This window comes from Methylophaga sp. OBS3 (assembly GCF_026319325.1).
Taxonomy (GTDB): Bacteria; Pseudomonadota; Gammaproteobacteria; order Nitrosococcales; family Methylophagaceae; genus Methylophaga.
The window spans coordinates 773,294-798,617 of the sequence record NZ_JAPDMU010000001.1; the positions used below are offsets into that span (position 1 = coordinate 773,294).

General features: G+C 44.1%; 28 protein-coding genes. 19 read left to right on the plus strand and 9 right to left on the minus strand.

Annotated features, from left to right (window positions below):
• Positions 1-68 precede the first annotated feature (68 nt).
• From OMP94_RS03750 to OMP94_RS03770, 5 genes are all read left to right on the plus strand, one after another.
• A complete protein-coding gene (locus tag OMP94_RS03750) occupies positions 69-887 on the plus strand; it encodes an ion transporter (RefSeq protein WP_266276163.1) in 819 nt (272 codons plus the stop codon).
• A 70-nt stretch (positions 888-957) separates the two neighbouring features.
• Positions 958-1,500, plus strand: a complete 543-nt coding sequence (locus tag OMP94_RS03755; protein WP_266276165.1) for a lipocalin family protein — start codon at positions 958-960, stop codon at positions 1,498-1,500.
• Positions 1,501-1,509: 9 nt separating this feature from the next.
• The gene (locus OMP94_RS03760) at positions 1,510-2,016 is read left to right on the plus strand and encodes a GNAT family N-acetyltransferase (RefSeq protein ID WP_266276167.1); all 507 of its coding nucleotides are present in this window, start codon (positions 1,510-1,512) and stop codon (positions 2,014-2,016) included.
• Between the two features lie 77 nt (positions 2,017-2,093).
• On the plus strand, positions 2,094-2,285 hold the full coding sequence (locus OMP94_RS03765) for a CPXCG motif-containing cysteine-rich protein (RefSeq protein WP_266276169.1): 192 nt from the start codon (positions 2,094-2,096) through the stop codon (positions 2,283-2,285).
• Between the two features lie 92 nt (positions 2,286-2,377).
• Entirely contained in the window at positions 2,378-2,773 is a 396-nt protein-coding gene (locus tag OMP94_RS03770; RefSeq protein WP_266276171.1) for a hypothetical protein, read from the plus strand.
• Here the strand turns inward: OMP94_RS03770 and cmoB are convergent.
• The 3 genes from cmoB to tsaB are packed head-to-tail and all read right to left on the minus strand — an operon-like array spanning position 2,770 to position 5,158.
• Complete coding sequence (cmoB, locus tag OMP94_RS03775) at positions 2,770-3,741, minus strand: tRNA 5-methoxyuridine(34)/uridine 5-oxyacetic acid(34) synthase CmoB (RefSeq protein ID WP_266276173.1); 972 nt, start codon at positions 3,739-3,741, stop codon at positions 2,770-2,772. The two genes, OMP94_RS03770 and cmoB, sit on opposite strands and share 4 nt — an antisense overlap.
• Complete coding sequence (cmoA, locus tag OMP94_RS03780) at positions 3,741-4,472, minus strand: carboxy-S-adenosyl-L-methionine synthase CmoA (RefSeq protein ID WP_266276175.1); 732 nt, start codon at positions 4,470-4,472, stop codon at positions 3,741-3,743. Before cmoA ends, cmoB begins: the two co-directional genes overlap by 1 nt.
• Complete coding sequence (gene tsaB, locus OMP94_RS03785; RefSeq protein WP_266276177.1) at positions 4,472-5,158, minus strand: tRNA (adenosine(37)-N6)-threonylcarbamoyltransferase complex dimerization subunit type 1 TsaB; 687 nt, start codon at positions 5,156-5,158, stop codon at positions 4,472-4,474. Before tsaB ends, cmoA begins: the two co-directional genes overlap by 1 nt.
• Before the next feature lie 77 nt (positions 5,159-5,235).
• Between tsaB and OMP94_RS03790 the strand changes: the two genes are divergently transcribed.
• A complete protein-coding gene (locus OMP94_RS03790) occupies positions 5,236-5,361 on the plus strand; it encodes a hypothetical protein (protein WP_266276179.1) in 126 nt (41 codons plus the stop codon).
• A gap of 50 nt (positions 5,362-5,411) precedes the next feature.
• Entirely contained in the window at positions 5,412-5,648 is a 237-nt protein-coding gene (locus OMP94_RS03795; protein ID WP_266276181.1) for a hypothetical protein, read from the plus strand.
• Here the strand turns inward: OMP94_RS03795 and OMP94_RS03800 are convergent.
• The 4 genes from OMP94_RS03800 to OMP94_RS03815 all read right to left on the minus strand — a co-directional run bounded on the left by OMP94_RS03800 (position 5,645) and on the right by OMP94_RS03815 (position 10,313).
• Positions 5,645-7,834, minus strand: coding sequence for a YgiQ family radical SAM protein (locus tag OMP94_RS03800; protein ID WP_266276183.1), 2,190 nt, complete (start codon positions 7,832-7,834; stop codon positions 5,645-5,647). The two genes, OMP94_RS03795 and OMP94_RS03800, sit on opposite strands and share 4 nt — an antisense overlap.
• A 75-nt stretch (positions 7,835-7,909) precedes the next feature.
• Positions 7,910-8,497: a L,D-transpeptidase family protein gene (locus tag OMP94_RS03805; protein ID WP_266276185.1), complete on the minus strand. Its 588-nt coding sequence runs from the start codon at positions 8,495-8,497 to the stop codon at positions 7,910-7,912.
• 80 nt (positions 8,498-8,577) lie between these two features.
• Positions 8,578-9,384 (minus strand): spermidine synthase, encoded by an 807-nt coding sequence (locus OMP94_RS03810; protein ID WP_266276187.1) that lies wholly within the window; start codon positions 9,382-9,384, stop codon positions 8,578-8,580.
• A gap of 8 nt (positions 9,385-9,392) precedes the next feature.
• A complete protein-coding gene (locus OMP94_RS03815; RefSeq protein ID WP_266276189.1) occupies positions 9,393-10,313 on the minus strand; it encodes a DUF3530 family protein in 921 nt (306 codons plus the stop codon).
• A 141-nt stretch (positions 10,314-10,454) separates the two neighbouring features.
• On the opposite strand from OMP94_RS03815, the gene rpe reads away from it, so the two are divergent.
• Genes rpe through trpC form a run of 5 tightly spaced genes read left to right on the plus strand, consistent with a single transcriptional unit; the run spans position 10,455 to position 15,131 of the window.
• On the plus strand, positions 10,455-11,147 hold the full coding sequence (gene rpe / locus OMP94_RS03820) for a ribulose-phosphate 3-epimerase (RefSeq protein ID WP_266276191.1): 693 nt from the start codon (positions 10,455-10,457) through the stop codon (positions 11,145-11,147).
• A gap of 60 nt (positions 11,148-11,207) precedes the next feature.
• Complete coding sequence (gene trpE / locus OMP94_RS03825; RefSeq protein ID WP_266276193.1) at positions 11,208-12,704, plus strand: anthranilate synthase component I; 1,497 nt, start codon at positions 11,208-11,210, stop codon at positions 12,702-12,704.
• 13 nt (positions 12,705-12,717) lie between these two features.
• On the plus strand, positions 12,718-13,305 hold the full coding sequence (locus OMP94_RS03830; protein WP_266276195.1) for an aminodeoxychorismate/anthranilate synthase component II: 588 nt from the start codon (positions 12,718-12,720) through the stop codon (positions 13,303-13,305).
• A complete protein-coding gene (gene trpD, locus OMP94_RS03835) occupies positions 13,298-14,332 on the plus strand; it encodes an anthranilate phosphoribosyltransferase (RefSeq protein WP_266276197.1) in 1,035 nt (344 codons plus the stop codon). Before OMP94_RS03830 ends, trpD begins: the two co-directional genes overlap by 8 nt.
• A 1-nt stretch (position 14,333) precedes the next feature.
• Complete coding sequence (trpC, locus tag OMP94_RS03840; RefSeq protein ID WP_266276200.1) at positions 14,334-15,131, plus strand: indole-3-glycerol phosphate synthase TrpC; 798 nt, start codon at positions 14,334-14,336, stop codon at positions 15,129-15,131.
• A gap of 13 nt (positions 15,132-15,144) precedes the next feature.
• On the opposite strand, the gene crp is transcribed toward trpC, so the two are convergent.
• On the minus strand, positions 15,145-15,834 hold the full coding sequence (gene crp / locus OMP94_RS03845; protein ID WP_266276203.1) for a cAMP-activated global transcriptional regulator CRP: 690 nt from the start codon (positions 15,832-15,834) through the stop codon (positions 15,145-15,147).
• A 106-nt stretch (positions 15,835-15,940) separates the two neighbouring features.
• Here crp and OMP94_RS03850 point away from each other — a divergent pair, with 106 nt between their 5' ends.
• Both OMP94_RS03850 and OMP94_RS03855 read left to right on the plus strand, forming a co-directional pair.
• Complete coding sequence (locus tag OMP94_RS03850; protein ID WP_266276205.1) at positions 15,941-16,360, plus strand: OsmC family protein; 420 nt, start codon at positions 15,941-15,943, stop codon at positions 16,358-16,360.
• An 8-nt stretch (positions 16,361-16,368) separates the two neighbouring features.
• Positions 16,369-16,644 (plus strand): YcgL domain-containing protein, encoded by a 276-nt coding sequence (locus OMP94_RS03855; protein WP_266276210.1) that lies wholly within the window; start codon positions 16,369-16,371, stop codon positions 16,642-16,644.
• A 42-nt stretch (positions 16,645-16,686) separates the two neighbouring features.
• Here the strand turns inward: OMP94_RS03855 and mutS are convergent, their stop codons facing one another.
• Positions 16,687-19,257 carry a DNA mismatch repair protein MutS gene (gene mutS, locus OMP94_RS03860; protein ID WP_266276212.1) on the minus strand — a complete coding sequence of 857 codons (2,571 nt, stop codon included), beginning with the start codon at positions 19,255-19,257 and terminating at the stop codon, positions 16,687-16,689.
• Between the two features lie 12 nt (positions 19,258-19,269).
• On the opposite strand from mutS, the gene OMP94_RS03865 reads away from it, so the two are divergent.
• From OMP94_RS03865 to OMP94_RS03885, 5 genes are read left to right on the plus strand one after another with little or no spacing between them, the layout of a single operon-like run.
• Positions 19,270-19,770 (plus strand): CinA family protein, encoded by a 501-nt coding sequence (locus tag OMP94_RS03865; protein ID WP_323135051.1) that lies wholly within the window; start codon positions 19,270-19,272, stop codon positions 19,768-19,770.
• Between the two features lie 59 nt (positions 19,771-19,829).
• Positions 19,830-20,873, plus strand: a complete 1,044-nt coding sequence (gene recA, locus OMP94_RS03870) for a recombinase RecA (RefSeq protein WP_266276217.1) — start codon at positions 19,830-19,832, stop codon at positions 20,871-20,873.
• Positions 20,870-21,313, plus strand: coding sequence for a recombination regulator RecX (gene recX / locus OMP94_RS03875; protein ID WP_266276219.1), 444 nt, complete (start codon positions 20,870-20,872; stop codon positions 21,311-21,313). The genes recA and recX overlap by 4 nt, the downstream gene beginning before the upstream one ends.
• On the plus strand, positions 21,310-23,913 hold the full coding sequence (gene alaS / locus OMP94_RS03880) for an alanine--tRNA ligase (RefSeq protein WP_266276221.1): 2,604 nt from the start codon (positions 21,310-21,312) through the stop codon (positions 23,911-23,913). Before recX ends, alaS begins: the two co-directional genes overlap by 4 nt.
• Before the next feature lie 3 nt (positions 23,914-23,916).
• Positions 23,917-25,137, plus strand: a complete 1,221-nt coding sequence (locus OMP94_RS03885) for an aspartate kinase (RefSeq protein WP_266276223.1) — start codon at positions 23,917-23,919, stop codon at positions 25,135-25,137.
• Positions 25,138-25,324 lie beyond the last annotated feature (187 nt).

The following is a 25,324-nucleotide window of genomic DNA, read 5'->3' on the forward strand; positions in this document are numbered from 1 at the left end:
CTAGTCGAATCGTTTTTTTGACTCTATGATGCTCGGCATTTGTCAGTATTTCCAGAGTTAGAAAATAGATGCACCCATCACCGCAAAAGGCATTTAACACCTTTCAATACTATTTTGAGCAATTACGACACAACCGGATTTTTGAATTGGTTGTGGTCACTGTCATTATCTTTTCAGCATTACTGGCTGGCGCCAAAACCTACGAGCTCCCATCCAGCATGTCGCAAATGCTGTTATGGATGGACTATGCCATCACCCTATTTTTCCTGATTGAAATCACCATTCGATTTTTGGGTGAAGCCAATAAGAAGGAATTCTTAAAAAGTGGCTGGAATATATTCGACACGTTGATTGTTTTAGTCAGTTTAATTCCAATTGAAGACAGCGAACTTGCCTTTATTGGCCGTTTATTACGAATCTTTCGCGTATTACGAATGGTCTCCATCATCCCTGAACTTCGACACTTATTAAACTCACTGCTTAAAGCACTACCGCAGCTCGGTTATGTTGCTTTGATGATGTTTATCATCGTCTACATCTTTGCTGCTATCGGTACCACATTTTTTGCCGATATCAACGAAACTCTCTGGGGTGATATCGCTATATCAATGCTGACCTTATTCAGGGTTATGACGTTTGAAGACTGGACTGACGTCATGTATGAAACAATGGCCGTATATCCATTTAGTTGGATCTTTTATCTGGTCTTTATCTTTTTAAATACTTTTGCGTTTTTAAATATGCTGATTGGTATTGTCGTCAATGTCATGGAACAAGAGCGCCAAGAAGCTTATCAACAAGCTCATAAAAACGATCCGACAATTTCAGACTTATCCAACCAAATTAACGAGCTGAAACTAATGATTCAGCAACAATCAAAAAGCTAGGTACTAGCTGCTATTCTTCACATACGGTTCACAATGTCCTTGGCATTGTGACCCTTTTTTGTGGAGTAACATGATGTTGTCATTGCGTCTTATTGGCTTAACTTGTTTAAGTATTCTGATGGGCTGTAGTTCAACTCATACTCCTATTCGTACTGAGTCCCAAGTAGATCTCAACCGATTTATGGGTGACTGGTACGTCATTGCTAACATCCCAACCTTTATTGAAAAAGGTGCGCATAATGCCGTTGAGTCCTATGCTATGAATGATGATGGCAGCATCGCAACGACATTTCGCTTTCGTAAAGAGAGCTTTGATGGGGAAATAAAAATGTATCACCCTACTGGTTACGTCACCGACGATCCATCAAATGCTATTTGGGGAATGCAATTTGTTTGGCCGATTAAAGCCGACTACCGTATCGTTTATATTGATGAAAACTATACACAAACCATTATTGGTCGTGAGAAACGTGATTACGTATGGATAATGGCGAGAACACCGACCATACCAGACGCTGACTACCGTGAGTTAATATCGCTACTTACTGAAGAAGGCTACGATACGAGCCTGATTCAAAAAGTCCCTCAGCAGTGGCCTGAAAAATCTGAATAAAAGAAAATCGTGACCGAAACACAACATTTAACGCTAGTACCTGAGCTTGCTACAGATAAAGATATCGATGATTTACATTACCTACTAAATTTCTGTGCAAAATCGATGGCAGATCAAGGTATGCAACACTGGCTTGGCGTTTATTCGCTGCAAGCTGTTAATGACAACTTACAACATAAATCCGTTTATAAATTATCTTTCGAAGAGCAATTAGTCGCTTGTGTGGCACTATCCCAATCACCCGCAACGTATTACAAGGATTGTTGGCCAGATGCACCACGGGCAGATTATTACCTAACCATGCTTGCTGTCGTGCCAAATTACCAACAGCATGGCTTTGGTAAACAACTGGTCCAATTTTGCCAATCATTAGTGCCTCACGGTAAAAGCTTGCAATTAGATGCCGTAGCGCATTACCCTGCTCTATTAAATTTTTACCGAAAGCTCGGTTTTGAACAAATCAATCAAGGCATTGGCCTTGGAGATAAACGTTATTTATTTCAGTGGCTTGCTTAGGTCACTCAGCGTAAAAAGAATGAAACTTATCTCTGTATTAATGTTTCAAACACGAAAAGGTAAATAAGGCCATAACCATGCAAGCACTTGAAGAGCATTGGATTAGTTGCCCCTATTGCGGCGAGTCAATCAGCGTTTTAATCGATTGCAGCATTGTTGACCAGCAGTACATCGAAGACTGTCAGGTATGTTGTAGGCCAATTGAGTTTGCTGTTTATATTGATGGTGACAATGACGTTAGCATCAATGTAACAACGGATAATGATTAAAAACTTTAAGGAAAATTATCCTGTTCTTAATGGGATAGTTCACTCATCCAAGGACAAGGAGATAGGTTTTTAATAGACGTTGGATGCCAACGATGGAAAAAATATTGATAAACCAGCAATTTAACGCCACTGGCGTACTATTGTTATTATGTCTCTTTTTGCCTCAAGCCCAAGCTTCTCTGGACTTGTTGGCAGGTGTTGAGGCTGGTATCGAAACCGATACGGCCATGACAACACCAGATCTCGAACGCACTCAACAAGCCCTTTCTAGCCAAGCATCAGATACACCACATGCTTGGTTAAATGATGATACCGGTATCGCTTACCAAATCGATATTAAAAGAAGTTACAGTTTTGGTAGTTATCCATGTCTTGCCTACGATCTCACCATCACTAAAGACGATGAACAGGACATCAAATCCCTTGAAGCTTGCCAACACCGCAGCGGCAAGTGGATATCAGTCTCTCCCGGTTCTATGGCGCTTTAGCGAGGCGCATCAGCTATAAATACAGCTCGTTTAGGACCTGGGTAACCTTCAATCGTTTTCGTATTATCTTTTGGATCTAAAAAGTCCGCCAATGACTCAAAGGTCATCCATTCCGTTGCACGTTGTTCTTCAACTGTCGTTTCGGCAACATTTACACAACGTACGTTTTTAAAACCGCATTTCCTTAGCCATAATTCCATCGTGGGTACGGTTGGAATAAACCAAACATTATTCATCTTGGCATAACGTTGTTCTGGCATCAGCGTCATACCCAACTCACCATCAATCACCAAGGTTTCTAGAACAAACTGTCCCCCCGGTTTCAAACACTGACGACACTCCATCAAATGCGCCAGCGGTGAACGGCGATGGTAAAGCACCCCCATTGAAAAAACAGTATCAAAAAACTGTAGATCTTCAGGCATGTGTTCAATGCCAATCGGCAATACAAAATGACGATCACTTTGGATAAAGTGCTGCATGACTTGATACTGCATGGCGAATACCCATGTCGGGTCAATCCCCATAACCATCTGAGCATCTTCACCGACCATGCGCCAACCGTGATAACCATTACCGCCACCAACATCCAACACAACCCGATTCTTCAGCGGTTTGATATGCGGTAATACCCGATCCCACTTCCAGTCTGAGTGCCACTCAGTATCAATTTCTATATCAAATAGCTGATACGGCCCTTTCCGCCATGGATGAAACTGTTTGAGCAATGACGTTAACGTTTCACTAGGGAAGTCGTCCAAGTCGTCTGCTTTACCAATAGAAACCATATCTTTTAAATTAATAATAGAAGGTTTCACCCTAGGTAAATCAGCTATCGCCTGTTGCCAAATTGGCATTTTCCCATGACGTTCCGGATGTAATTTCGCTTCAACTTGTGATTGCAGTTGTTGACGCCAAGCGCCCTGGCCAGCTTGATCTAGCCAATCGTAGAATGTTTGATAAACCATTATTTAATTGCGATAAAAGATGCGAAGTTAAAGCATTGAAACCACTGCTCCACCTGACTAAACCCTGCTGTTAAAAAACGCTGGCGATGTGTTTCCGCCGTTTCAGGAATGAGGACGTTTTCTAAAGCACTACGTTTTTGGCTGATTTCCAAATCACTGTAGCCATTAGCGCGTTTAAAATCTAAATGAAGTTCTTGTTGAAACAACTGACTCGGCACTTCTGTAAAGGCAAGCTTTTCAGACAGGATCATGACACCGCCGGGCAATAAGCCATCATAAATTTTCTGAATGATGGCGTCACGAGACTCTGGCGCAATAAATTGCAGCGTGAAATTCATCACTACTACGGATGCTTTTTCGATAACACTATCAACAATATCTTCCTGCTTCAAAACTACGGGAACACGGTTATTATCTTCGCCCATGATGCGCTCAGCACGCTCTATCATGGCTGTTGAATTATCAATGGCAATAATTCGACAACCCTCAGCCTTGACTCGTTGACGCATCGATAAAGTCACCGCACCAAGAGAACAGCCCAAGTCATAACAGTCACTATTAGGTTTTGCATAGTGGCCGGCAATAATGCCGATATTGGAGATCAAGGTACCGTAGCCAGGGACTGAACGTTGAATCATGTCAGGAAAAACATCTGCCACACGTTCATCAAATCGGAAGTTGACCATTTTTGCCAACGGCGAAGCATAAATATTGTCGGCTTTGTCGACCATTATTGTTCACCCTTCTTCTTGGCTACATTATTTCTTAAATACACTGGCAGCGCTTGTTCAGCAGAGATTTGTAAACCTTGTTGATACTGGTGTTTGGCGAGTAGCAACATCGCTTCAGCACTCGGTAAAAGTGTGCTATCAATGTCAGACAATCTGTCTTTGATAGCTAGCGAAATTTGCGATTCATAAACTGCCCAGCCAGTGCCAGCGGCAAACCACGAGTCTTTATCATCTGATAATTTTACTAACTCAGGCGCCAATACCTGCTCTTCTGAAACCGCTACAGCAAGTCCATCTTGAATGACAAAATCGGCGTGATAGACCTCACTCATCCGCGCGTCCATGGCAACACTAATATGGGTAACGCCATGCTTTAAATAAGCACTCTGCGCTACAGCAGCCAGTGTTGAGATTGGTAATACCGGTAACTCATGGGCAAATGCCACACCCTGTGCAACAGCCACACCAACACGAACCCCGGTAAACGAGCCAGGCCCTCGACCAAACACTAAACAGTCAATGTCTTTTAATTGGCAACCAGCTTTGGCAAGCACCTCATCCAACATACTTAAAATACGCTCGGAATGTCCTCGCTGAGTAACCTCATGGACGGTGTGCATGGCGTCGTTAAATAATATTGCCGCACTGCAATTTTCAGTACAGGTATCTAAAGCAAGCAAGTTCATCGGATAGTCATTTCGCTGTCATAGGTCAGTCACAGAGCGGCATTATAATTCAAGCACTTGTTGCATAGGAGGCGACCATGTCTTTAATTATCGATTTCATCTATGTAAGCCGTGAATTATTACGCTTACTGTTTGTGGTGATGACATCACCTTTTGCCATTGTTGGCAGTTTGTTAATGATGGGAAGCGTTAGCTGGCAATAACACTAACAATCTGAATACGTTACCATAGGTCCAAAGCCAACGGAGGACCTATGGCACTAATTCATCAACAAGCAATTGCATTTATCCGTGATGACGATTGGCATAATGCTCACGAATTAATACAAACCGTTAAAGACCCTCTGGCCTGTTTAATTCATGGTTTTCTACACCGCCAAGAAGGCGATTTAGGTAATGCTAGCTATTGGTATCAACGGGCTGGTGAGCAACTTGCCCAAATACCAATTAAAACCGAACTCGAACGATTAGACGCCCTCGCTCGCCGTTAACGTTTACGACTACGTTTAGCTGGGGTTTTACCCGATTTGCCACGCACATGTTGAGTACGGAATTGTTTAGCAGCCATAGCTGGTGTAACCGCTTTACGACTTACCCGACGGCCTTCGCCCTGCTCACCTGTACCTGCTGGCTGATAAGTTGGTATAAGGTGTTTTTTACCATTACCAATCAAATCGGCACGACCCATATTTTGCAGCGCTTCACGTAACATCGGCCAGTTTTCAGGATCGTGATAACGCAGAAATGCTTTGTGCAGTCGACGTTTTCTCAAGCCTTTTGGTACTTGAATGTCACCGCCAATACGACGCACTTTATGCAGCGTATCTTTACCCGAGTGATACATTGCCGCGGCCGCAGACATCGGTGATGGTAAATATGCTTGTACCTGATCTGCCCGGAAACCATTTCGCTTCAACCACAGCGCCAAGTTCAGCATATCTTTATCAGTCGTACCTGGATGTGCAGCGATAAAATAAGGGATCAGATATTGTTCTTTACCGGCTTCTTTTGAGTACTTCTCAAACATCTGTTTGAATTTATCGTAGGTACCAATGCCGGGCTTCATCATCTGCGATAATGGCCCTTCTTCGGTGTGTTCTGGTGCAATTTTCAGATAACCACCGACATGATGTGTAACCAGTTCTTTAACATACTCTGGTGATTCAACCGCTAAGTCATAACGTAAACCAGAAGCAATCAAGATTTTTTTGATACCCGGTAATTTACGTGCCCGACGATAAAGATTGATCAGCGGTGTATGGTCAGTATTTAAGTTTTTACAGATACCTGGGAATACGCATGATAACCGGCGGCAGCTAGCTTCAATTTCTTCGCTCTTACAAGCAAGACGATACATATTCGCGGTTGGGCCACCCAAGTCGGAAATAACCCCGGTAAAGCCTGGCGTGGTGTCTCGAATCGCTTCAACTTCTCTGATGATCGAGTCTTCACTACGACTTTGGATAATGCGTCCCTCATGTTCAGTTATCGAACAGAAAGTACAACCACCAAAACAACCCCGCATGATGTTGACTGAAAAGCGAATCATTTCGTAGGCGGGAATATTCATCTGACCATATTGCACATGCGGGACACGGCTGTATGGCAGATCAAAAACAGCATCCATCTCTTTGGTAGTTAAAGGTATTGGCGGTGGATTCAGCCAGACATCCCAATCACCGTGCTGCTGCACAAGTGCTAGTGCATTCCCTGGGTTTGTCTCTAAGTGCAGAATTCTTGATGTGTGCGCGTAAGTGATTGGATCATCTTTCACCTGATTGTAAGCAGGTAGGCGAATTACGGTCTTATCTGCATTACGTGGTGAAACACGATGAATTTTAATGACGTTGGTTTTTGGCTCAGGTGCTACCGTTTGCTCGGCAGTTTCCGCTTGTGAGGTTTCACAAGACTCTGGCGTTTGCATCTGATATGGATCAATCGGTGGATTCAACTTACCCGGCGTATCAATGCTGGTTGAGTCTTTCTCCCACCATCCTTCACGACGACTGTGTTTGGTTAAAAATGCAGTGCCACGAATATCAGTGAGCTCACTTACGTCTTCACCATTGGCTAAACGGTGAGCAATTTCGACAACTTGACGTTCGCCATTACCGTAAACCAGTAAATCAGCTTTAGCGTCCATAATGACACTACGGCGAACTTTTTCTGACCAGTAATCATAATGCGCAATCCGACGTAAACTGGCTTCAATACCACCCATTACAATCGGCACATCTTTGTAGGCTTCACGACAGCGCTGACTGTAAACGACAACACTTCTGTCTGGACGTTTACCACCCTCACCACCTGCGGTGTAAGCATCATTACGTCGAATTTTCTTATCTGACGTGTAGCGATTCACCATGGAATCCATGTTACCGCCAGTCACACCCCAAAAAAGATTTGGTTTACCAAGCTTTTTGAAGTCTTCGGCACTTGTCCAATCTGGTTGGGCAATGATCCCTACACGAAAACCTTGTGCCTCCAACAGGCGGCCAATTAGCGCCATACCGAAACTAGGATGATCAACATAAGCATCACCAGTCACGATAATGACGTCACAGCTATCCCAGCCCAGCGCGTCCATTTCAGCGCGGTTCATTGGCAACTGTTTGGCGACGCCAAAGCGCTGTGCCCAGTATTTACGGTAGGAAAAAATGTCAGGAGCGGCGTGCATAGACCCTCAATGCGCAGCAGGCAAAAAAATCAAGGGGTTATTCTATCAAACTGCGGTTAAAACCGCTTTGGAAAATCAATCCTGCCGATAAGCAGCAAGTTCTGGCAGGCTATCAATAATAATGACCGGCGTGCCGTGGCTAACATACTTTTGTAACTCTCGGATTTCACTGTTTCGGAGTGCGATGCACCCTTTGGTCCAGTTCGACATCTCATGAATGTCTATTTTTTCCTGTGTTTCGCTACCAATACCATGAATACCAATCAAACCACCTAAAACGGTGTTCTGGGGTGGTAATTCGTTATACAAATGTGCCCCAAGAATACGACGATACTCTTTACGATCAATCAATCCCGATTTAAGCGCATTTTTGGCATCGTTCATGTTTGGATAATTTAACTGCATGAAAGTCAGGAACTGATTACTACTCCGAACTTCATGAATGCGGTAATAACCTTTTGGCGTTTTACGATCACCCTCACGCACTTTGGCTTGTCTACCACCACTGCCAAATGCAGCATGAAATGTCTTAATCGTGTTTTTGTCTTTTTTGATAAGCAGTTGGTTTTGATCACGGACAATAACGATTTCAATTCCGTCACTAGAAGCGGCTGCTGGCAAGCCCATCGCCAAACACATTAATAAGATAACTGCACGCCACATAGTTAACTAACCTTATCCAAAAAACTTTTATGTATTTTTGTCATAAAAAACATCAATTGTCACGCCTAATATACTTATTTTTATAGAAATAACCGCGTCAAAAAAGACTGATTTTGGCGTATTAGTTGCTGTAACAACTGTGGTAGTCCGATTTGCAAACTGTCTTCCATTTGTTCTGCAAGTGGTCGTAACTTTTTTAACTGTGATGGATTTACCACCTGTTTCATCGCTAAGCCAATCACATTACCTTTGTCCGCAACCGGCAAGATTAAGCTTTGGTCTTCAAAGCTCTGATTAACTAACTGCATGGTCCGATTAAAAGCAGATCGATTGCTGCCCCATAAGTTAATGCTCATCACACCTCGGGAAGATAACACTCCAGCACACGCATCAAAGAAAACTTGGGCATCAACACTTAATGCCATGCCTTCATGGTCATATGCATCGACCAGCAGTACATCAAATTTTTGCTCACCTTGATAAAAAATCTCACTTATTTTCTGATAACCATCATCACGATAAATCATCAGGCGAGGATCATTTTTGGGAACCCCAAAAAACTGTTGAGCAACATCAATCACATCCTGCCGGTACTCTATGACCGTGATCTGGCAGTTTGGATAGTGATACAACAAAAACTTAACAAGAGAACCGCCACCTAACCCAACAACCAGAATATGTTTTGGAAAAGGGTTAAACAGCAAACAAGCCATCATTGAGCGGGTATAACTCAACTCCAAACGATGTGGTAACTGGAGGGACATACTACTTTGGCGGGGAAAAGTGCCGAAGTGTAAAGAACGTATATCGCCAATATCGACAACTTCGATAATACCTTCATCACTACTGCGTTGAAGGACAACTTGACCGCCATAATATAGCTGCATACAGATCTTTAGTTAGCAATAAGACGACGATACAGCCAACTGTGTATCTGCTTACCTAGCGTATTCTCAATTCCAGTGAAATCGCGATCGGCTGCACTGACAATTCGCTGACTATATAAATCATTGCTGGTTAAACGTAAGTTGCTCAATCTCGTTACAGCAGCTTGTTTTAAAGACTGGTTAACTTGGCGCCCCATGATGTCTAAAACAGGGACTCGGGTTGCTAATAATCGCTCCGAGGTAACGGCCTCATCTGCACTGATAATAACGAGCGCTTTTAGCTGTTGAGGTTTGAACGTTAAGGTATCGATTGCAGTTTCAACCCCCATACCATGTCCGATAATAACAACACTTGGTGGATTTTTAGCTTGGATCCAAGCTAAAGCAGCATCCATCCGCTCTGCATTACTAGGCACCTGCAAAGCACTAGCAGCTTTCCCATCTTTATTTTCTGTTGGCTGACTTTCTTGATTACTTGCTAGCTCAGTGCTGGTATCAGTCACTGAATTTTCGTCTGGCGCTGCAGATTCGCTAACGTCACCGCTAGTTGGCTGGGTATCTACAACTTCAGCAGACTTATCTGTTTGCTGTTGGATTTGATGGTTTAGGGATACGGCAAGCGTATCCCATCCATACAGCGTTAAATCTTCACGAAGCTGATGGATTAAAGGACCATCAATCTGCGCAGACTGGTCATGCAGTATTAATACAGCACCTCGCAAACCACCTAGCCTTTGCGGTAAGTACGCAGCAGCAATACTGGTCTCACCCACCGCTAACTCAAATCCACCTTCAATTTTGCCACCGGCCTGCACGATGCCAGCAGGGTCTTGTGTTGCTTCTGTTGTCGGCGCTTCGGTCACAGCACCCGCTTGTACTTGGGTCACAAGCAACAAACTTAACATTGCTGATAATATGAATCGTTGCAAGGTATTCTCCGGTTAGCAAACGACGAAATAACTGCCCTCAGTATAATCACAGTAGTTATCTTTCAAAAGCTGAAAATTAGCCATTTTTGGGGTAAAGTAATGGGTTTTGAATCTGCATACTAAAAATAGTGAGAGACCGTTATGGCTGAATTTAAAATTGCTCCATCCATTTTATCTGCTGACTTTGCTCGCCTTGGCGAAGAAGTCGTCAATGTACTAGCTTCTGGTGCTGACATTGTTCACTTTGACGTAATGGATAACCACTACGTTCCAAACCTGACAATTGGTCCATTGGTTTGTGAAGCTTTGCGCAAGCATGGCGTTACTGCTGAAATCGACGTGCATTTGATGGTTAAACCTGTTGACCGCATCATTCCTGATTTTGCAAAAGCAGGCGCTAGCTACATCACTTTCCACCCTGAGGCTTCAGAACACATTGACCGCAGCTTGCAGTTAGTTAAATCAGAAGGCTGTAAAACAGGTTTAGTGTTCAACCCAGCGACACCACTGTCATTGGCTGAACATGTTTTAGATAAAGTTGACCGCATTTTGTTAATGTCTGTTAACCCTGGTTTTGGTGGTCAAAAATTTATTCCACACACGCTGGATAAACTACGCCAAGCTCGCAAAATGATTGACGAAAGCGGCTACGATATCGATTTAGAAATCGATGGCGGTGTAAACGTTAATAACATTCGTGAAATAGCAGAAGCTGGTGCTCGTACTTTTGTCGCTGGTAGTGCGGTATTTGGTGCAGCGAACAGCAGCGATCCAAACCAATACGAAACCGTTATTTCTGCACTGCGCGCTGAATTGGCTCAAGCCAAAATCTAAATCGCGTCAGGGATTAGATACATGCCCGGCCTCGTGCCGGGCACAATTTAGAAGCCAATCATGAAACAGGCACAATTTAATCAACTCGCCGAAGCTGGCTATAACCGAATTCCGATTGCTCGTGAAGTACTCGCTGATTTGGATACGCCACTTAGTACCTATTTGAAACTTGCTGATGCACCCTACTCTTACCTGTTTGAGTCAGTGCAAGGTGGTGAAAAATGGGGTCGGTATTCCATTATTGGTTTACCGTGCAAACACATCATCAAAATTTTCGGCTCACAGATCCGAGTCTTTAAAGATGATGAATTGGTTCAAACCCATATTAAATCTGATCCCCTTAAATGGGTTGCCCAGTTTCAAGATAGCTTCAAAGTGCCTGAAGTTGACGGCTTGCCAAAATTTAATGGCGGCTTAGTTGGCTATTTTGGCTACGACACTGTTCGTTATGTCGAAACACGTCTTGGTGATGCACCATCAAAAGACCCATTAGGTTGCCCAGATATCTTATTAATGGTGTCTGATGAGTTGGTTGTTTTTGATAATTTAAGCAACCGCTTGTACCTCATCGTGCATTCAGATCCAGCTGAGGCAGATGCGTTTGAAAAAGCCAATGCCAAGCTCGATAGTTTGATTAAAACCTTACGTGAAACGACGGCATCAGCTAAATCATCATCCAAAACGACAGAAGTTAACGAACAAGATTTCGTTTCTGGCTTTACCCATGATGGGTTTATCAACGCAGTTGAAAAAGCCAAACAATACATCACCGATGGCGACATCATGCAGGTGGTATTGTCACAACGCTTATCAATTCCTTTCCAAGCTGCCCCGATTGATTTGTATCGCGCATTACGGACGTTAAATCCATCACCTTACATGTTCTATCTGAACTTGGAAGATTTCCACGTTGTTGGCTCTTCACCAGAGATTCTGGTACGAATGGAAGACAACGAAGTCACGGTTCGTCCGATCGCTGGAACCCGTCAGCGTGGTAAAACAGCTGAGGAAGATAAAGCATTAGAAGAAGACTTATTATCCGATCCAAAGGAACTAGCTGAGCATTTAATGCTTATCGATTTGGGTCGTAATGATATTGGTCGTGTCAGCCAAACCGGTACCGTTAATCTTACCGACAAAATGGTTATTGAACGTTACTCACACGTGATGCATATCGTATCGAATGTGACTGGTCAGGTTGTGCCAAACATGAGTGCATTAGATGCCCTCAGAGCAACCTTCCCGGCTGGAACTGTCAGTGGTGCCCCCAAAGTGCGTGCAATGGAAATCATTGATGAGCTAGAGCCAGTTAAACGCGGCGTTTATGCTGGTGCAGTGGGTTATTTATCATGGTCTGGCAATATGGATACTGCGATTGCGATTCGTACTGCAGTTATCAAAAACGAACACCTCCACATTCAAGCTGGTGCAGGTATTGTTTACGACTCTGTACCTGAGTCTGAATGGCAGGAAACCATGAACAAAGCCCGCGCGATATTTCGTGCTGTTGCAATGGCCGAAGCCGGTTTACAACCGCCTTCTTCTGAACAGCGCTAACCAGGACTAGCCCATGTTATTGATGATCGACAACTATGACTCTTTCACCTACAACCTTGTGCAATATTTTGCCGAGCTTGGGGCGGATGTTCAGGTTAAACGCAACGACCAGATAAGTATCGCTGATATTGAAAGACTTAATCCCGCTCAAATCGTGATTTCGCCGGGCCCATGTACACCCAATGAAGCTGGTGTATCGCTGGACGTTATCAAACACTTTGCAGGTGTAAAACCCTTGTTAGGTGTTTGTCTTGGTCACCAGGCTATTGGTCAGGCTTTTGGCGGTGATGTTGTTCATGCACGTGAAATTATGCATGGTAAAACCTCACCCGTTTACCACGAAGATTTGGGCGTTTTTAAAGGCCTCAACAATCCTTTACAAGCCACCCGATATCACTCTCTGGTAGTCAAAAAAGATACCTTGCCTGATTGTTTTGAAGTAACGGCTTGGACGCAAAAAGACAACGGTGACCTTGATGAAATTATGGGGATTCGCCACAAAACATTGCCAGTTGAAGGTGTTCAATTTCATCCTGAATCAATTCTGACTGAACAAGGACATCAGCTTCTGAAGAACTTTTTGGATGAACACCATGGCTGAAAAGGTTATTACACTTCCACAAGCGATTAAGCGCGTTATGCAAGGCGAAAACCTTGCTGAGCAGGAAATGCTTGAAGTTATGAATACCATCATGACCGGTCAGGCAACGGATGCACAAATAGGTGGTTTTTTGATTGGCCTTGCAATGAAAGGTGAAACAGTTGATGAGATCACCGCTGCCGCTAAGGTTATGCGTGAGTTAGCAACACCTGTTTCAGTAACAGGTTCACCGGTAATTGATACTTGTGGTACTGGTGGTGATGGTGCCAGTAGTTTTAACGTTTCAACAGCCAGTGCTTTTGTGGTTTCGGCAGCCGGTGCCAAAGTAGCCAAACATGGTAACCGCTCAGTATCCAGTACCTCTGGTAGTGCTGATGTGTTAGAAGCAGCCGGTGTTAATCTCGATCTAACCGCAGACCAAGTTGGTCATTGTATTGCCGAAGCCGGTATCGGCTTTTTGTTTGCCCAAAAACATCATGGTGCAATGAAGCATGCCATTAATGCCCGTAAACAAATGGCTGTCCGCACCATCTTTAACTTACTAGGTCCATTGACCAATCCAGCCAAAGCACCACACCAAGTATTGGGTGTTTACGACGCTAAGTGGTTAAGACCAATGGCTGAAGTACTGAAAAACCTTGGCAGCAAACATATTCTTATTGTGCATGCTGAAGATGGTATGGATGAAATAAGTATTGGTTCTGATACTTTGGTCGCTGAATTGAAAAACGGTGAAATCCAAGAATACCGTATCAAACCAGAAGACTTTGCTTTGCAACGTGCTGACATTAGCCAACTGACCGTTAATGACGCACAACAGAGCCTAGATATCATTAAAGGCATTTTTGCCGGCCAGAAAGGGCCTGCTCGCGACATCGTTGTGATGAACGCGGGTGCTGCTATTTATGCTGCGGATATTGCACCAACTTTAGCGCAAGGTATTACCGTCGCCCAACAAGTCATCGATAACGGTAAAGCCCAAAATAAACTCGATGCACTTATTCAATGCAGTCAACAAGTAAACTGATATGACCGACAAACCCGATATTCTGAAAAAGATCCTTGCTCGTAAACAGGAAGAAATTGCTGAACGTAGTGCAAGAGTGCCACTCATTAAACTTCAAGAACTGGCAGAAAATGCAGATCCTGTCCGGGGTTTTGTTGAGTCAATGCAGGCAAAGTTAGCAGCAGGAAAAAGTGCCGTTATAGCTGAAGTAAAAAAAGCCTCACCAAGTAAAGGGCTGTTACGTGCTGACTTTCACCCTGATGAAATCGCCAAATCTTATGAAGATGGTGGTGCTGCATGTCTATCAGTTTTAACTGATCAAGACTTTTTCCAAGGTCATGAAAGCTACCTGCAACAAGCGCGTGAAGCCTGTAACCTGCCGGTTATTCGTAAAGATTTCATTATCGACCCATACCAAGTCTTTGAAGCTCGTGCGATCAATGCCGACTGCATTTTGCTGATTGTGGCCGCACTTGATGACCATCAGTTAGAAGAGTTAAGCCAATTGGCTATCCAACTTGATATGGACGTTTTAGTAGAAGTACATGACGCCGAAGAGTTACAGCGTGCCTTGGCCCTGAACTTACCGCTAATTGGTATTAATAACCGTGATTTACGGACATTTGAAACCAGTTTAGAAACGACTACTGAACTACTGAAAATGATCCCCGATGAAACCATCGTGGTTACCGAAAGTGGTATTCACACACCGAATGATGTAGCACTGATGCGTGAGCATGATGTGAATGCTTTTCTGGTTGGTGAAGCCTTTATGCGCGCCGATGAGCCAGGTCAGGCGTTAAGCGAGTTATTCGCCTAACGCCAAATAGTTATTAACCTGCTTGTTTGTTGAGGTGCATCCCTGAACGGCGGTGTTCCTCATCATATAAGATGACGGTTTTGCCATGCGCCCAGAGTAAACCTTGCTCTTGTAACTCTTTAAGAACACGGCCCACCATCTCACGCGAGCAACCAACGATTCGGCTGATTTCCTGACGCGTCACCTTGATCTGCATACCCTCTTCATGACGCATTGCATCAGGTTGAGCAGCTAATTCTTCAAGTGCTGCTGTAACACGACCCGCGACATCCAAAAATGCCATATCAGACGCTTTTCGTGTGGTACTTAACAGACGACGTGCTAACTGCTCAGCTAAGGTTTGTAGCAACACTGGGTAGCTGTTTTTTAGCTGTGTGGTCGCCATGCTACGAATTTGTTGATAACTGATTTCTTCAGTTCTACAGTCACTGCGAGCACGCACTGTCACCATACGGTCGCCGACTTCCGAGAACAAGCCGATTTCACCAATAAAATCACCTTGATTTAGATAAGCGACGATAAGCTCTTCGCCTTCTTCATTTTCCATGCAAATACTAACTGAACCCTCGCGCAGATAATAAAGTTTATCAGCAGCATCACCAGGGCGAACAATGATGGTTTTTGCGGGATAATGTCGGCTATGACAATGTTGAAAAAATTCAGCCAGACCGGCTTCGATTGCTTTATGTTTATGATAATCCATCGTTTTTCCCATCGCCGACATGGCGAATCATTACGAACAAATTCTGTCCAATGCTGACGAATATGGCAAAATTGTGACTATTTAGCAATTCAAAACAGGTATCACAATGAAAGCGCGGGTCAAATGGGTTGAAGATGTTTTGTTCTTGGGACAAAGCGGCACAGGACATACCATAGTGATGGAGGGTCCAGCTGATTCTGGTGGTAAAGACACAGGCATGCGTCCGATGGAATTGTTGTTACTCGGCATGGCTGGTTGTACTGCTTATGATGTCGTTGGCATTCTGAAAAACTCAAAACAAGACATCAGTGATTGTGTTGTCGCTGTTGAGGCCGAGCGTGCTGATGAAATGCCAAAGGTGTTTACTAAAATTCATGTCCACTACACCGTAACAGGTAAAAACGTGAAACCAACTTTTGTTGACAGAGCAATCAAACAATCAACAGAAAAGTACTGCTCTGCTTCAATCATGCTTGGCAAAACAGCAGAAATTAGCCATACCTTTGATATCGTTGAAGTTGAGTAAAGCTGATTATGGAAACGTTTATTTACAAAAGCCGTAAGCGTGAAGAACTCTATCTTTACCTTGCTAACCATGATGATTTTTCTGTCGTACCAGAAGATTTAATGGCATCGCTGGGTAAAGAGCCTGAGTTTGTTATGAAGTTAACATTATCCGAAGAACGTAAGCTGGCTCGTGAAGATGTTCGTAAAGTAATGCAAAACCTTCAGGAAAAAGGCTTTCATCTACAAATGCCGCCTCCAGCTGATTTAATATTACAGCGTGAGCGAGCAGGTAAACCGCATTAAAAAAAAGCCCCTTCAGTATCAACTTTAGGGGCTTTTTAGTACTTAGTCCTTCACAAGCTTTTTCAATGCATAGAGCTTTTCAAGCGCTTGTTTGGGTGTGAGCTCATCAGGGTCAAGACTTCTCAATGCATCAATAATTGGCTGATGAATATTGTCTTGCTCAGTTACCTTGAATAAATCTGCTTGAGGCTGCGCCGTGCTATCAACTAGTCCACTAGACTGTGATTGTTCTAATTGCAGCAGCTTTTGTTTCGCCGTTTGAATAACATCTTTCGGCACACCGGCAAGCTGCGCTACCTGCAACCCATAACTTTGGCTGGCGGCCCCCGGTTTTAGCTGATGTAAAAATACGATTTTATCGCCATGCTCAATTGCATCTAAATGCACATTAGCCGCTTTTTGATAAAGCCCCGGTAACTGCGTCATCTCAAAATAATGTGTCGCAAATAAACAATAAGCGCCGATATCTCGAACTAGTTTCTCTGCGCAACTCCATGCCAGCGCCAAACCATCAAAGGTGCTGGTTCCCCGCCCTACTTCATCCATGAGCACAAGGCTATTCGCTGTCGCGTTATTAAGGATATTTGCTGACTCATTCATTTCAACCATGAATGTCGAACGCCCTGCAGCTAAATCATCACTTGCACCAATACGGGTAAAGACTTGATCAACAGGTCCAATTTCAGCGCTGTCAGCCGGTACAAAACTCCCCATATAGGCCAAGATAACGATCAGAGCAGTTTGTCTCATGTAGGTTGATTTACCGCCCATATTAGGACCGGTAATAATCAACAAACTTTTTTGCTGATTAAGTTTTAAATCATTGGCACAAAATGGTGTGTTTTGAATGTATTCCACAACTGGGTGACGACCAGCATTTATTTCAATAGTCGCTCTATCAGTAAGCTTTGGCTGAACATAATTTAACTTTTGTGCTCTTTCAGCCAAATTACAAAACACATCCAATTCAGCCAGCGCTTGAGCATTTTGATGGAGAGCGGGCAAATCGCCTTGAATGACATCAAATAATTGCTCATAAAGCTGCTTTTCAAGAGCAAGCGCTTTACCTTGAGCACTGAGTACTTGTTCTTCGTATGCTTTTAATTCTGGCGTTATGTAGCGCTCAGCATTTTTTAAGGTCTGTCTACGCTGATAGTCCAATGGCAGCGTCACATCATGTGCACGGCTCATCTCAATATAAAAACCATGCACCTTGTTATAGCCAACTTTTAACGTACTAATTCCCGTGCGCTGACGCTCTCTCAGCTCTAACTGTGAAAGATAGTCGCTGGCGTTAAGGTGTAGCTCACGTAATCTATCAAGCTCACTATCGTAGCCTTCAGCAATGACACCACCATCTCGAATGAGTAATGGTGGTTCTTCGATAATTGCCCGTTCCAGATGTTCTCTAAGCTCAGTAAACTTACCTAATTGGCGATCAAGATTTTTTAACAGGCCAGTATCAAACATTGCCAACTGCTCATGAAATGTTGGCAGCGTTTGTAGCATTACTCTTAGCTGGGTAAAGTCCCTTGGCCTTGCCGAGCGCAGCGCCATACGCGTGACAATTCGCTCAATATCACCCAACGGCTTTAATAACGTCTGTAGTGGCTCAACCTGTTGGCTATCAATTAAGGACGCAATACTGTTTTGACGATTAACGATAGTTTGTTGCTGGCGTGTTGGCTGCAATAACCAACGTCTTAACAAACGCCCTCCCATTGGTGTCAGTGTTTTATCAATGACCGATAGCAGCGTGTGTTCTTTGCCACCCGATAAATTAGTTTCTAACTCAAGATTTCGTCGTGACTGTGGGTCGATTTTAATAAAGTCTGTGGTTTGCTCAACACTCAGACTTCGCAATTGTGGCAATGCTGATTGTTGCGTTTGCTGAGCATAATTAAGTAAACAACCTGCAGCCTGAATCGCTAGAGGCATGTGTTCACAACCAAAGCCCTTTAGGTCTTGTGTAGCAAAGTGTTCGCACAAACGACGCTGCGCGGCCTCAGCATCAAAGTGCCATTCAGGTACTGACCGCCATTGTTTTTCAAAATGGTTTAACTGCTCTCTAGCCGAATCATCAGCCAAAATCTCAGCGGGCTTTAACCTTGCCAATTCGGCTTGAAGGGCGCCACTATCCTCAAGCTCGGTTACCCAAAAACGGCCGCTACTTAAATCAGCAGCAGCCAGACCAAAACCTTTTTTACTGGTCGCAATCGCCAGCAAAATGTTATCGCGCTGTTTATCCAGCAAGGCATCATCGGTCAATGTGCCAGGTGTCAATACGCGCACGACTTTTCGTTCTACAGGGCCTTTGGAGGTACTAGGGTCACCAATTTGTTCACAAATGGCGACTGACACACCCGCTTTTAACAGTCTCGCTAAATAGCCATCAGCAGCATGATAAGGAATACCCGCCATTGGAATTGGCGCGCCATTACTGTTGCCGCGAGCTGTTAAAGTGATATCGAGTAACTCTGCAGCTTGATGCGCATCGTCATAAAAAAGTTCGTAGAAATCGCCCATTCGATAAAACAGCAAGATATCTGGATGTTCAGCTTTAATGCGCAGATATTGCTGCATCATCGGGGTATGATTGGAAATGTCTTTCATCGATTTTCAGTTATGCGTATGCCAACAATTGCAGATGACACACTTTATCAACTCACTGAACAACTGGCGACCGAGTTATTAAAACGAAACTGGCAACTGGTTACCACTGAATCCTGTACCGGTGGGTGGTTAGCTAAGTGCTGCACGGATCTAGCAGGCAGTTCGGCTTGGTTTGGCGGGGGCGTCATCAGTTATACCAATGCACTAAAACAAGCTCTGCTAGGTGTTAAAACTGACACGCTCAGCCAATTCGGCGCAGTAAGTGAAGCCGTTGCGACTGAAATGGCTGTCGGTGGCTTAACCAACCTTGGTGGTGATATTAGTGTTGGTATCAGTGGTATTGCCGGACCGACCGGTGGTAGTCCCGAAAAACCTGTTGGACTAGTCTGTTTTGGTTTTGCCAGCGCAAACCAACAGTTTAGTAGCAAACAACTATTCGATGGCAATCGTGATGAAATTCGGCGTCAAGCTATCGCTTTTGCCTTAAATCAGCTCATCAAAATGCTAGAGTGACAGTCGCTTGTATGTGATAATCCGTCATTCTAAAAAAATTCAGTCTCAGGGGTAAGCAAATGGATGAAAACAAAAAGAAAGCGCTAGGCGTTGCCTTAGGTCAAATTGAAAAACAATTTGGTAAAGGTGCCGTGATGCGTTTAGGCGATGGAAGCGCCGCCCGTGACATCTCTGCAGTCTCTACTGGTTCAATTGGTCTTGACGTTGCACTGGGTATCGGTGGCTTGCCACGTGGTCGTGTAATCGAAATCTACGGCCCAGAATCATCTGGTAAAACCACATTAACCTTGCACGCCATTGCTGAAATGCAAAAACAAGGTGGTACTGCGGCGTTTGTCGATGCTGAACATGCTTTAGATCCTATCTATGCTGAAAAGCTCGGCGTAAACATCGATGACTTATTGGTTTCTCAGCCTGATACCGGTGAGCAAGCCTTAGAAATCACCGACATGTTAGTACGCAGTGGTGCTGTGGATATTGTTGTTGTCGACTCAGTTGCGGCTTTAACCCCTAAAGCTGAAATTGAAGGTGACATGGGTGACAGCCATATGGGTCTACAAGCTCGTTTGATGTCACAAGCCCTGCGTAAGCTGACTGCCAACATTAAACGTTCAAACACACTGGTTATTTTCATCAACCAAATTCGTATGAAAATCGGTGTGATGTTCGGTAACCCTGAAACAACCACCGGTGGTAATGCACTTAAATTCTACGCATCTGTCCGTCTTGATATTCGTCGTATTGGCGCCATTAAGAAAGGTGATGAAATCCTCGGTAACGAAACACGCGTTAAAGTCGTTAAGAATAAAGTCGCCCCGCCATTTAAACAGGTTGAGTTCGATATTCTCTATGGCGAAGGTATTTCACGTGAAGGTGAGTTGATTGACTTAGGTGTTAGTGAAAATATCGTAGAGAAGTCAGGCGCTTGGTATAGCTACGACGGTAATCGTATCGGTCAAGGTAAAGATAATGTCCGTCAATATCTGAAAGAAAACCCTGACATGGCGGCTGATATTGAAGCCAAAATCCGTGCTGTTATGCTGCCAAAGAATATCAAGGCGAAACCAGCCACTGATGAGGCAGATGCTGAATACGAAGCGTGAGCCGACGTTCCAGTAATCAACAAGCTATAGGCTTACTGGCACGACGAGAACACAGTGCCAGCGAGCTGAGAGCAAAATTAGAAAAATATCAGCATGATGATGTAGATATTGATAAGACGCTAGACTGGCTACAAAAAAACGATTTACAAAGTGATTCTCGATTTACTGAGGATTACATCAGGCACCGAAGCCAACGAGGTTGTGGTGAGCTTCGAATTCGCCAAGAGCTAAAACAGCGTGGCGTGAATGATGACCTGATAGCTGAGGCATTACGCTTGGCAGATATTGATTGGTTTGCGCTTGCAGTTGCAGTACGATGCAAGCGTTTTGGCGAGCAGACACCCGCCGATTTTAAGGAACGTGCGAAACAACAGCGTTTTTTACAATACCGGGGGTTTACTCATGAGCAAATTACAGAAAGTTTTAATCACAACACATGAAAACAAGCGCTGAAATCCGCAAATTGTTCCTCGACTTTTTCGCCAGTAAAGGCCATGAAATTGTCGCTAGCAGCCCATTGGTTCCAGCTAATGATCCAACGCTGTTGTTTACCAACGCCGGTATGGTGCAATTTAAAGAGTTATTTCTCGGTCAGGAAACACGTAAATACACGCGAGCAACAACGACCCAGCGCTGTGTGCGTGCAGGTGGTAAACACAACGACTTAGAAAATGTTGGTTACACAGCGCGTCACCACACATTCTTCGAAATGTTGGGTAATTTCAGTTTTGGTGATTATTTCAAACGCGAAGCGATTCAATATGCTTGGGAATTTCTGACCGTTACACTGGCATTACCACCAGAAAAACTCTGGGTAACCGTCTTTGAAGAAGATGATGAAGCAGCAGATATCTGGTTAAAAGAAATCGGTATCGATCCACAGCGTTTTTCACGTATTGGTGCCAAAGACAACTTCTGGTCAATGGGTGACACAGGTCCATGTGGCCCTTGCTCTGAAATTTTCTATGACCATGGTGCTGATGTTGCCGGGGGCCCGCCTGGCACACCAGAAGAAGATGGTGATCGTTACATCGAAATTTGGAACTTGGTCTTCATGCAATTCGACCGTTCCGCTGATGGCACACTAACGCCACTACCTAAGCCTTCTGTTGACACAGGTATGGGCTTGGAACGTCTAGCAGCGGTACTACAGCACCAACACAACAACTACGACATTGATCTGTTCCAACGCCTGATTAAAGCCATCACTGATTTGGCAGGTATCTCAGATACTAGCCACACTTCGGCTCGTGTTGTTGCTGATCATATTCGTTCTTGTGCATTTATGATCACAGATGGTGTTCAGCCATCAAATGAAGGCCGTGGTTACGTTTTACGTCGTATTATTCGTCGTGCTATTCGTCACGGACATAAGCTAGGTCTAAAAGAAGCATTCTTTTATAAGTTGGTTGCACCGCTGGTTGCCGAAATGGGTGATGCTTTCCCAGAGTTGGCAAAAGCACAACCATTGGTTGAGCGTGCATTAAAACTTGAAGAAGAACGTTTTGCAGATACTTTAGATAACGGCCTGAAAATTTTAGACCAAGCCATTGACGCCATGGCTGACAAAGAGATTCCGGGTGAAACTGTTTTCTTACTGTATGACACCTATGGCTTCCCTATCGATCTAACAGCCGATATTGCCCGTGAGCGTGATTTAACTATCGATATCGCTGGCTTTGAGCGTCATATGGAAGCGCAACGTAATCGTGCACGCAGCGCAAGTCAATTTGGCGGCGGTTTATCAGAAAGTCTAGTTATTGATGGCGAAACGGTTTTTACTGGCTACGACCACACGCAGCAAGAAGGCAAAATCACGGCTATTTTGGTAGATGGTGAAAACGTTGCTCAATTACACGCAGGCCAGCAAGGCATCATCGTATTAGACAACACCCCTTTCTATGCCGAGTCTGGTGGTCAGGTTGGTGACTTGGGTGAAATCAATTCTGCTGGTGCTCACTTCACTGTTACTGACACCCGTAAGCAAGGTAAAGCCTTTACGCATATTGGTGACTGTAAACACGGAAGCTTTGAAGTTGGCCAAACTGTTTTAGCACATGTTGACGAGCAAAATCGTCAAGCAACTGCATTAAATCACTCTGCTACGCATCTTATGCACGCAGCATTAAGAGAAGTTCTAGGTGATCATGTCACCCAGAAAGGTTCATTAGTAAATGCTCAGCGCCTACGTTTCGACTTTTCTCATTTCGAACCAGTCACTCCAGAACAACTTCGTGAAATCGAACGTCTGGTAAACCAACAAATTCGTGTTAACCATGCAGTTGAAACACGCTTAATGCCAATTGAAAAAGCCCGTGAAAGCGGTGCGATGGCGCTATTTGGTGAAAAATACGACGATGAAGTTCGTGTATTAAGCATGGGTGAGTTCTCAGTTGAACTGTGTGGTGGTACGCATGTTGGTAGAACTGGTGATATTGGTGTTTTCAAAATTTTAAGTGAAGTCGGTATCGCTTCAGGCGTTCGCCGAATTGAAGCCGTTACCGGTGATACTGCTCTTAACTATATTGAAGACTCAGAAAACCGTCTGCGCAAAATTTCAGACTTGGTTAAAGCCAAGGCAGAAAATGTCGAGGACAAAACTGCGCAACTGGTTCAACGCACGCGCCAATTAGAAAAAGAATTGGAGTCTTTAAAAGCCAAACTTGCTAGTAGCGCTGGTCAAGATTTAGCCGCTGAAGCTAAAGACATCCAGGGCGTCAAAGTCCTTGCCGCCAAGCTTGACGGCGTTGATGCCAAAGCTTTGCGTGATGCTGTTGACCAGTTGAAAAATAAACTCGGCAGTACTGCGATTGTTCTGGCAACAGTTGAAGATAGCAAAATCACATTAATTGCTGGTGTCAGCAAAGATCAGACTGCTAAAATTCGCGCCGGTGATTTGGTTGCACATGTTGCAACACAAGTTGGTGGTAAAGGTGGTGGTCGCCCTGATATGGCTCAAGGCGGCGGTAGTGAACCAGAAAACTTATCAAAAGCGCTTGATTCGGTAACTGATTGGGTTGCCAGCAAGCTGGAAAATTAAATAATGGCGCTTATCGTACAAAAATACGGTGGAACCTCAGTCGGTTCTGTCGAACGTATCCAAGAAGTAGCAAAGAAAGTCACGAAATATCGTCAAGACGGACATGATGTGGTTGTCGTTGTCTCTGCAATGAGTGGCGAAACCAACCGTTTATTGGCGCTTGCTAAAGATATCAATCCAGATCCACGTGGTCGAGAATTGGATGTCCTTTTGTCTACTGGTGAACAGGTCACAATCGCCCTACTCAGTATGGCTTTGGCAGAAATGGGCACGCCGGCTCAATCTTACACTGGTCCACAAGTCCGTATTTTGACTGATGATGCGCACAATAAAGCTCGTATCGTTCAAATTGATGACGACAAAATGCGTGCAGATTTAGCAGAAGGCAGAGTTGTTGTGGTTGCAGGTTTCCAGGGTTGTGATGACCAAGGAAATATCACTACCTTAGGTCGTGGTGGCAGCGATACGACTGCTGTTGCTTTGGCAGCCGCATTAAAAGCTGACGAATGTCAGATTTATACCGATGTTGATGGTGTCTATACAACTGACCCTCGCGTGGTACCAGAAGCACGTCGTTTAGACCGCATCACTTTCGAAGAAATGCTCGAAATGGCCAGTCTCGGTGCCAAGGTTTTACAAATCAGATCTGTCGAATTTGCCAGTAAATATAATGTCCCGTTACGCGTCCTATCTTCATTTACAGAAGGTGGTGGTACGCTGATAACGTCTGAGGAACAAGAAATGGAACAAGCGCTAATTTCCGGTATCGCGTTTAATCGTGATGAAGCCAAGTTAACTATTCTGGGTGTACCAGATCAGCCGGGCGTTGCTCATAAAATTCTTGGCCCTATTGCCAAGCAAAATATTGAAGTTGATATGATCATTCAAAATACTGGTCATGATGCAACAACCGACTTCACTTTCACTGTTCATCGTAATGACTATCAAACTGCATTAAAAATATTGCAACAAATCGCAACCGATTTAAATGCGCGGGAAGTAAATGGTGATGAACATATCGCTAAGATTTCTCTGGTTGGTGTCGGAATGCGTTCGCACGCGGGTATTGCAAGCAGCATGTTTGAGTCTTTGGCTCAAGAAAATATCAATATCAGCATGATCTCAACTTCAGAGATTAAGATCTCAGTTGTGGTTGATGAAAAATATCTTGAACTCGGTGTACGCGCGCTACACAAGGCTTTTAACCTCGAACAGGGTCAGTAACGCATTGATCTCAGGAAGTATTTCCTGTCGATTCCGTTAAAACTTGCTGTTATACTTGTACACAACTGTTTTTCAGACAAAGTTACCTGAAACCTCAGTTAAAAGAGACAGCAAGATCTCTATAGGGATAAAACAGGAATCATGGCACGAGGCCATTACACGTAAGGGAATAATCCCTACCCTCGTA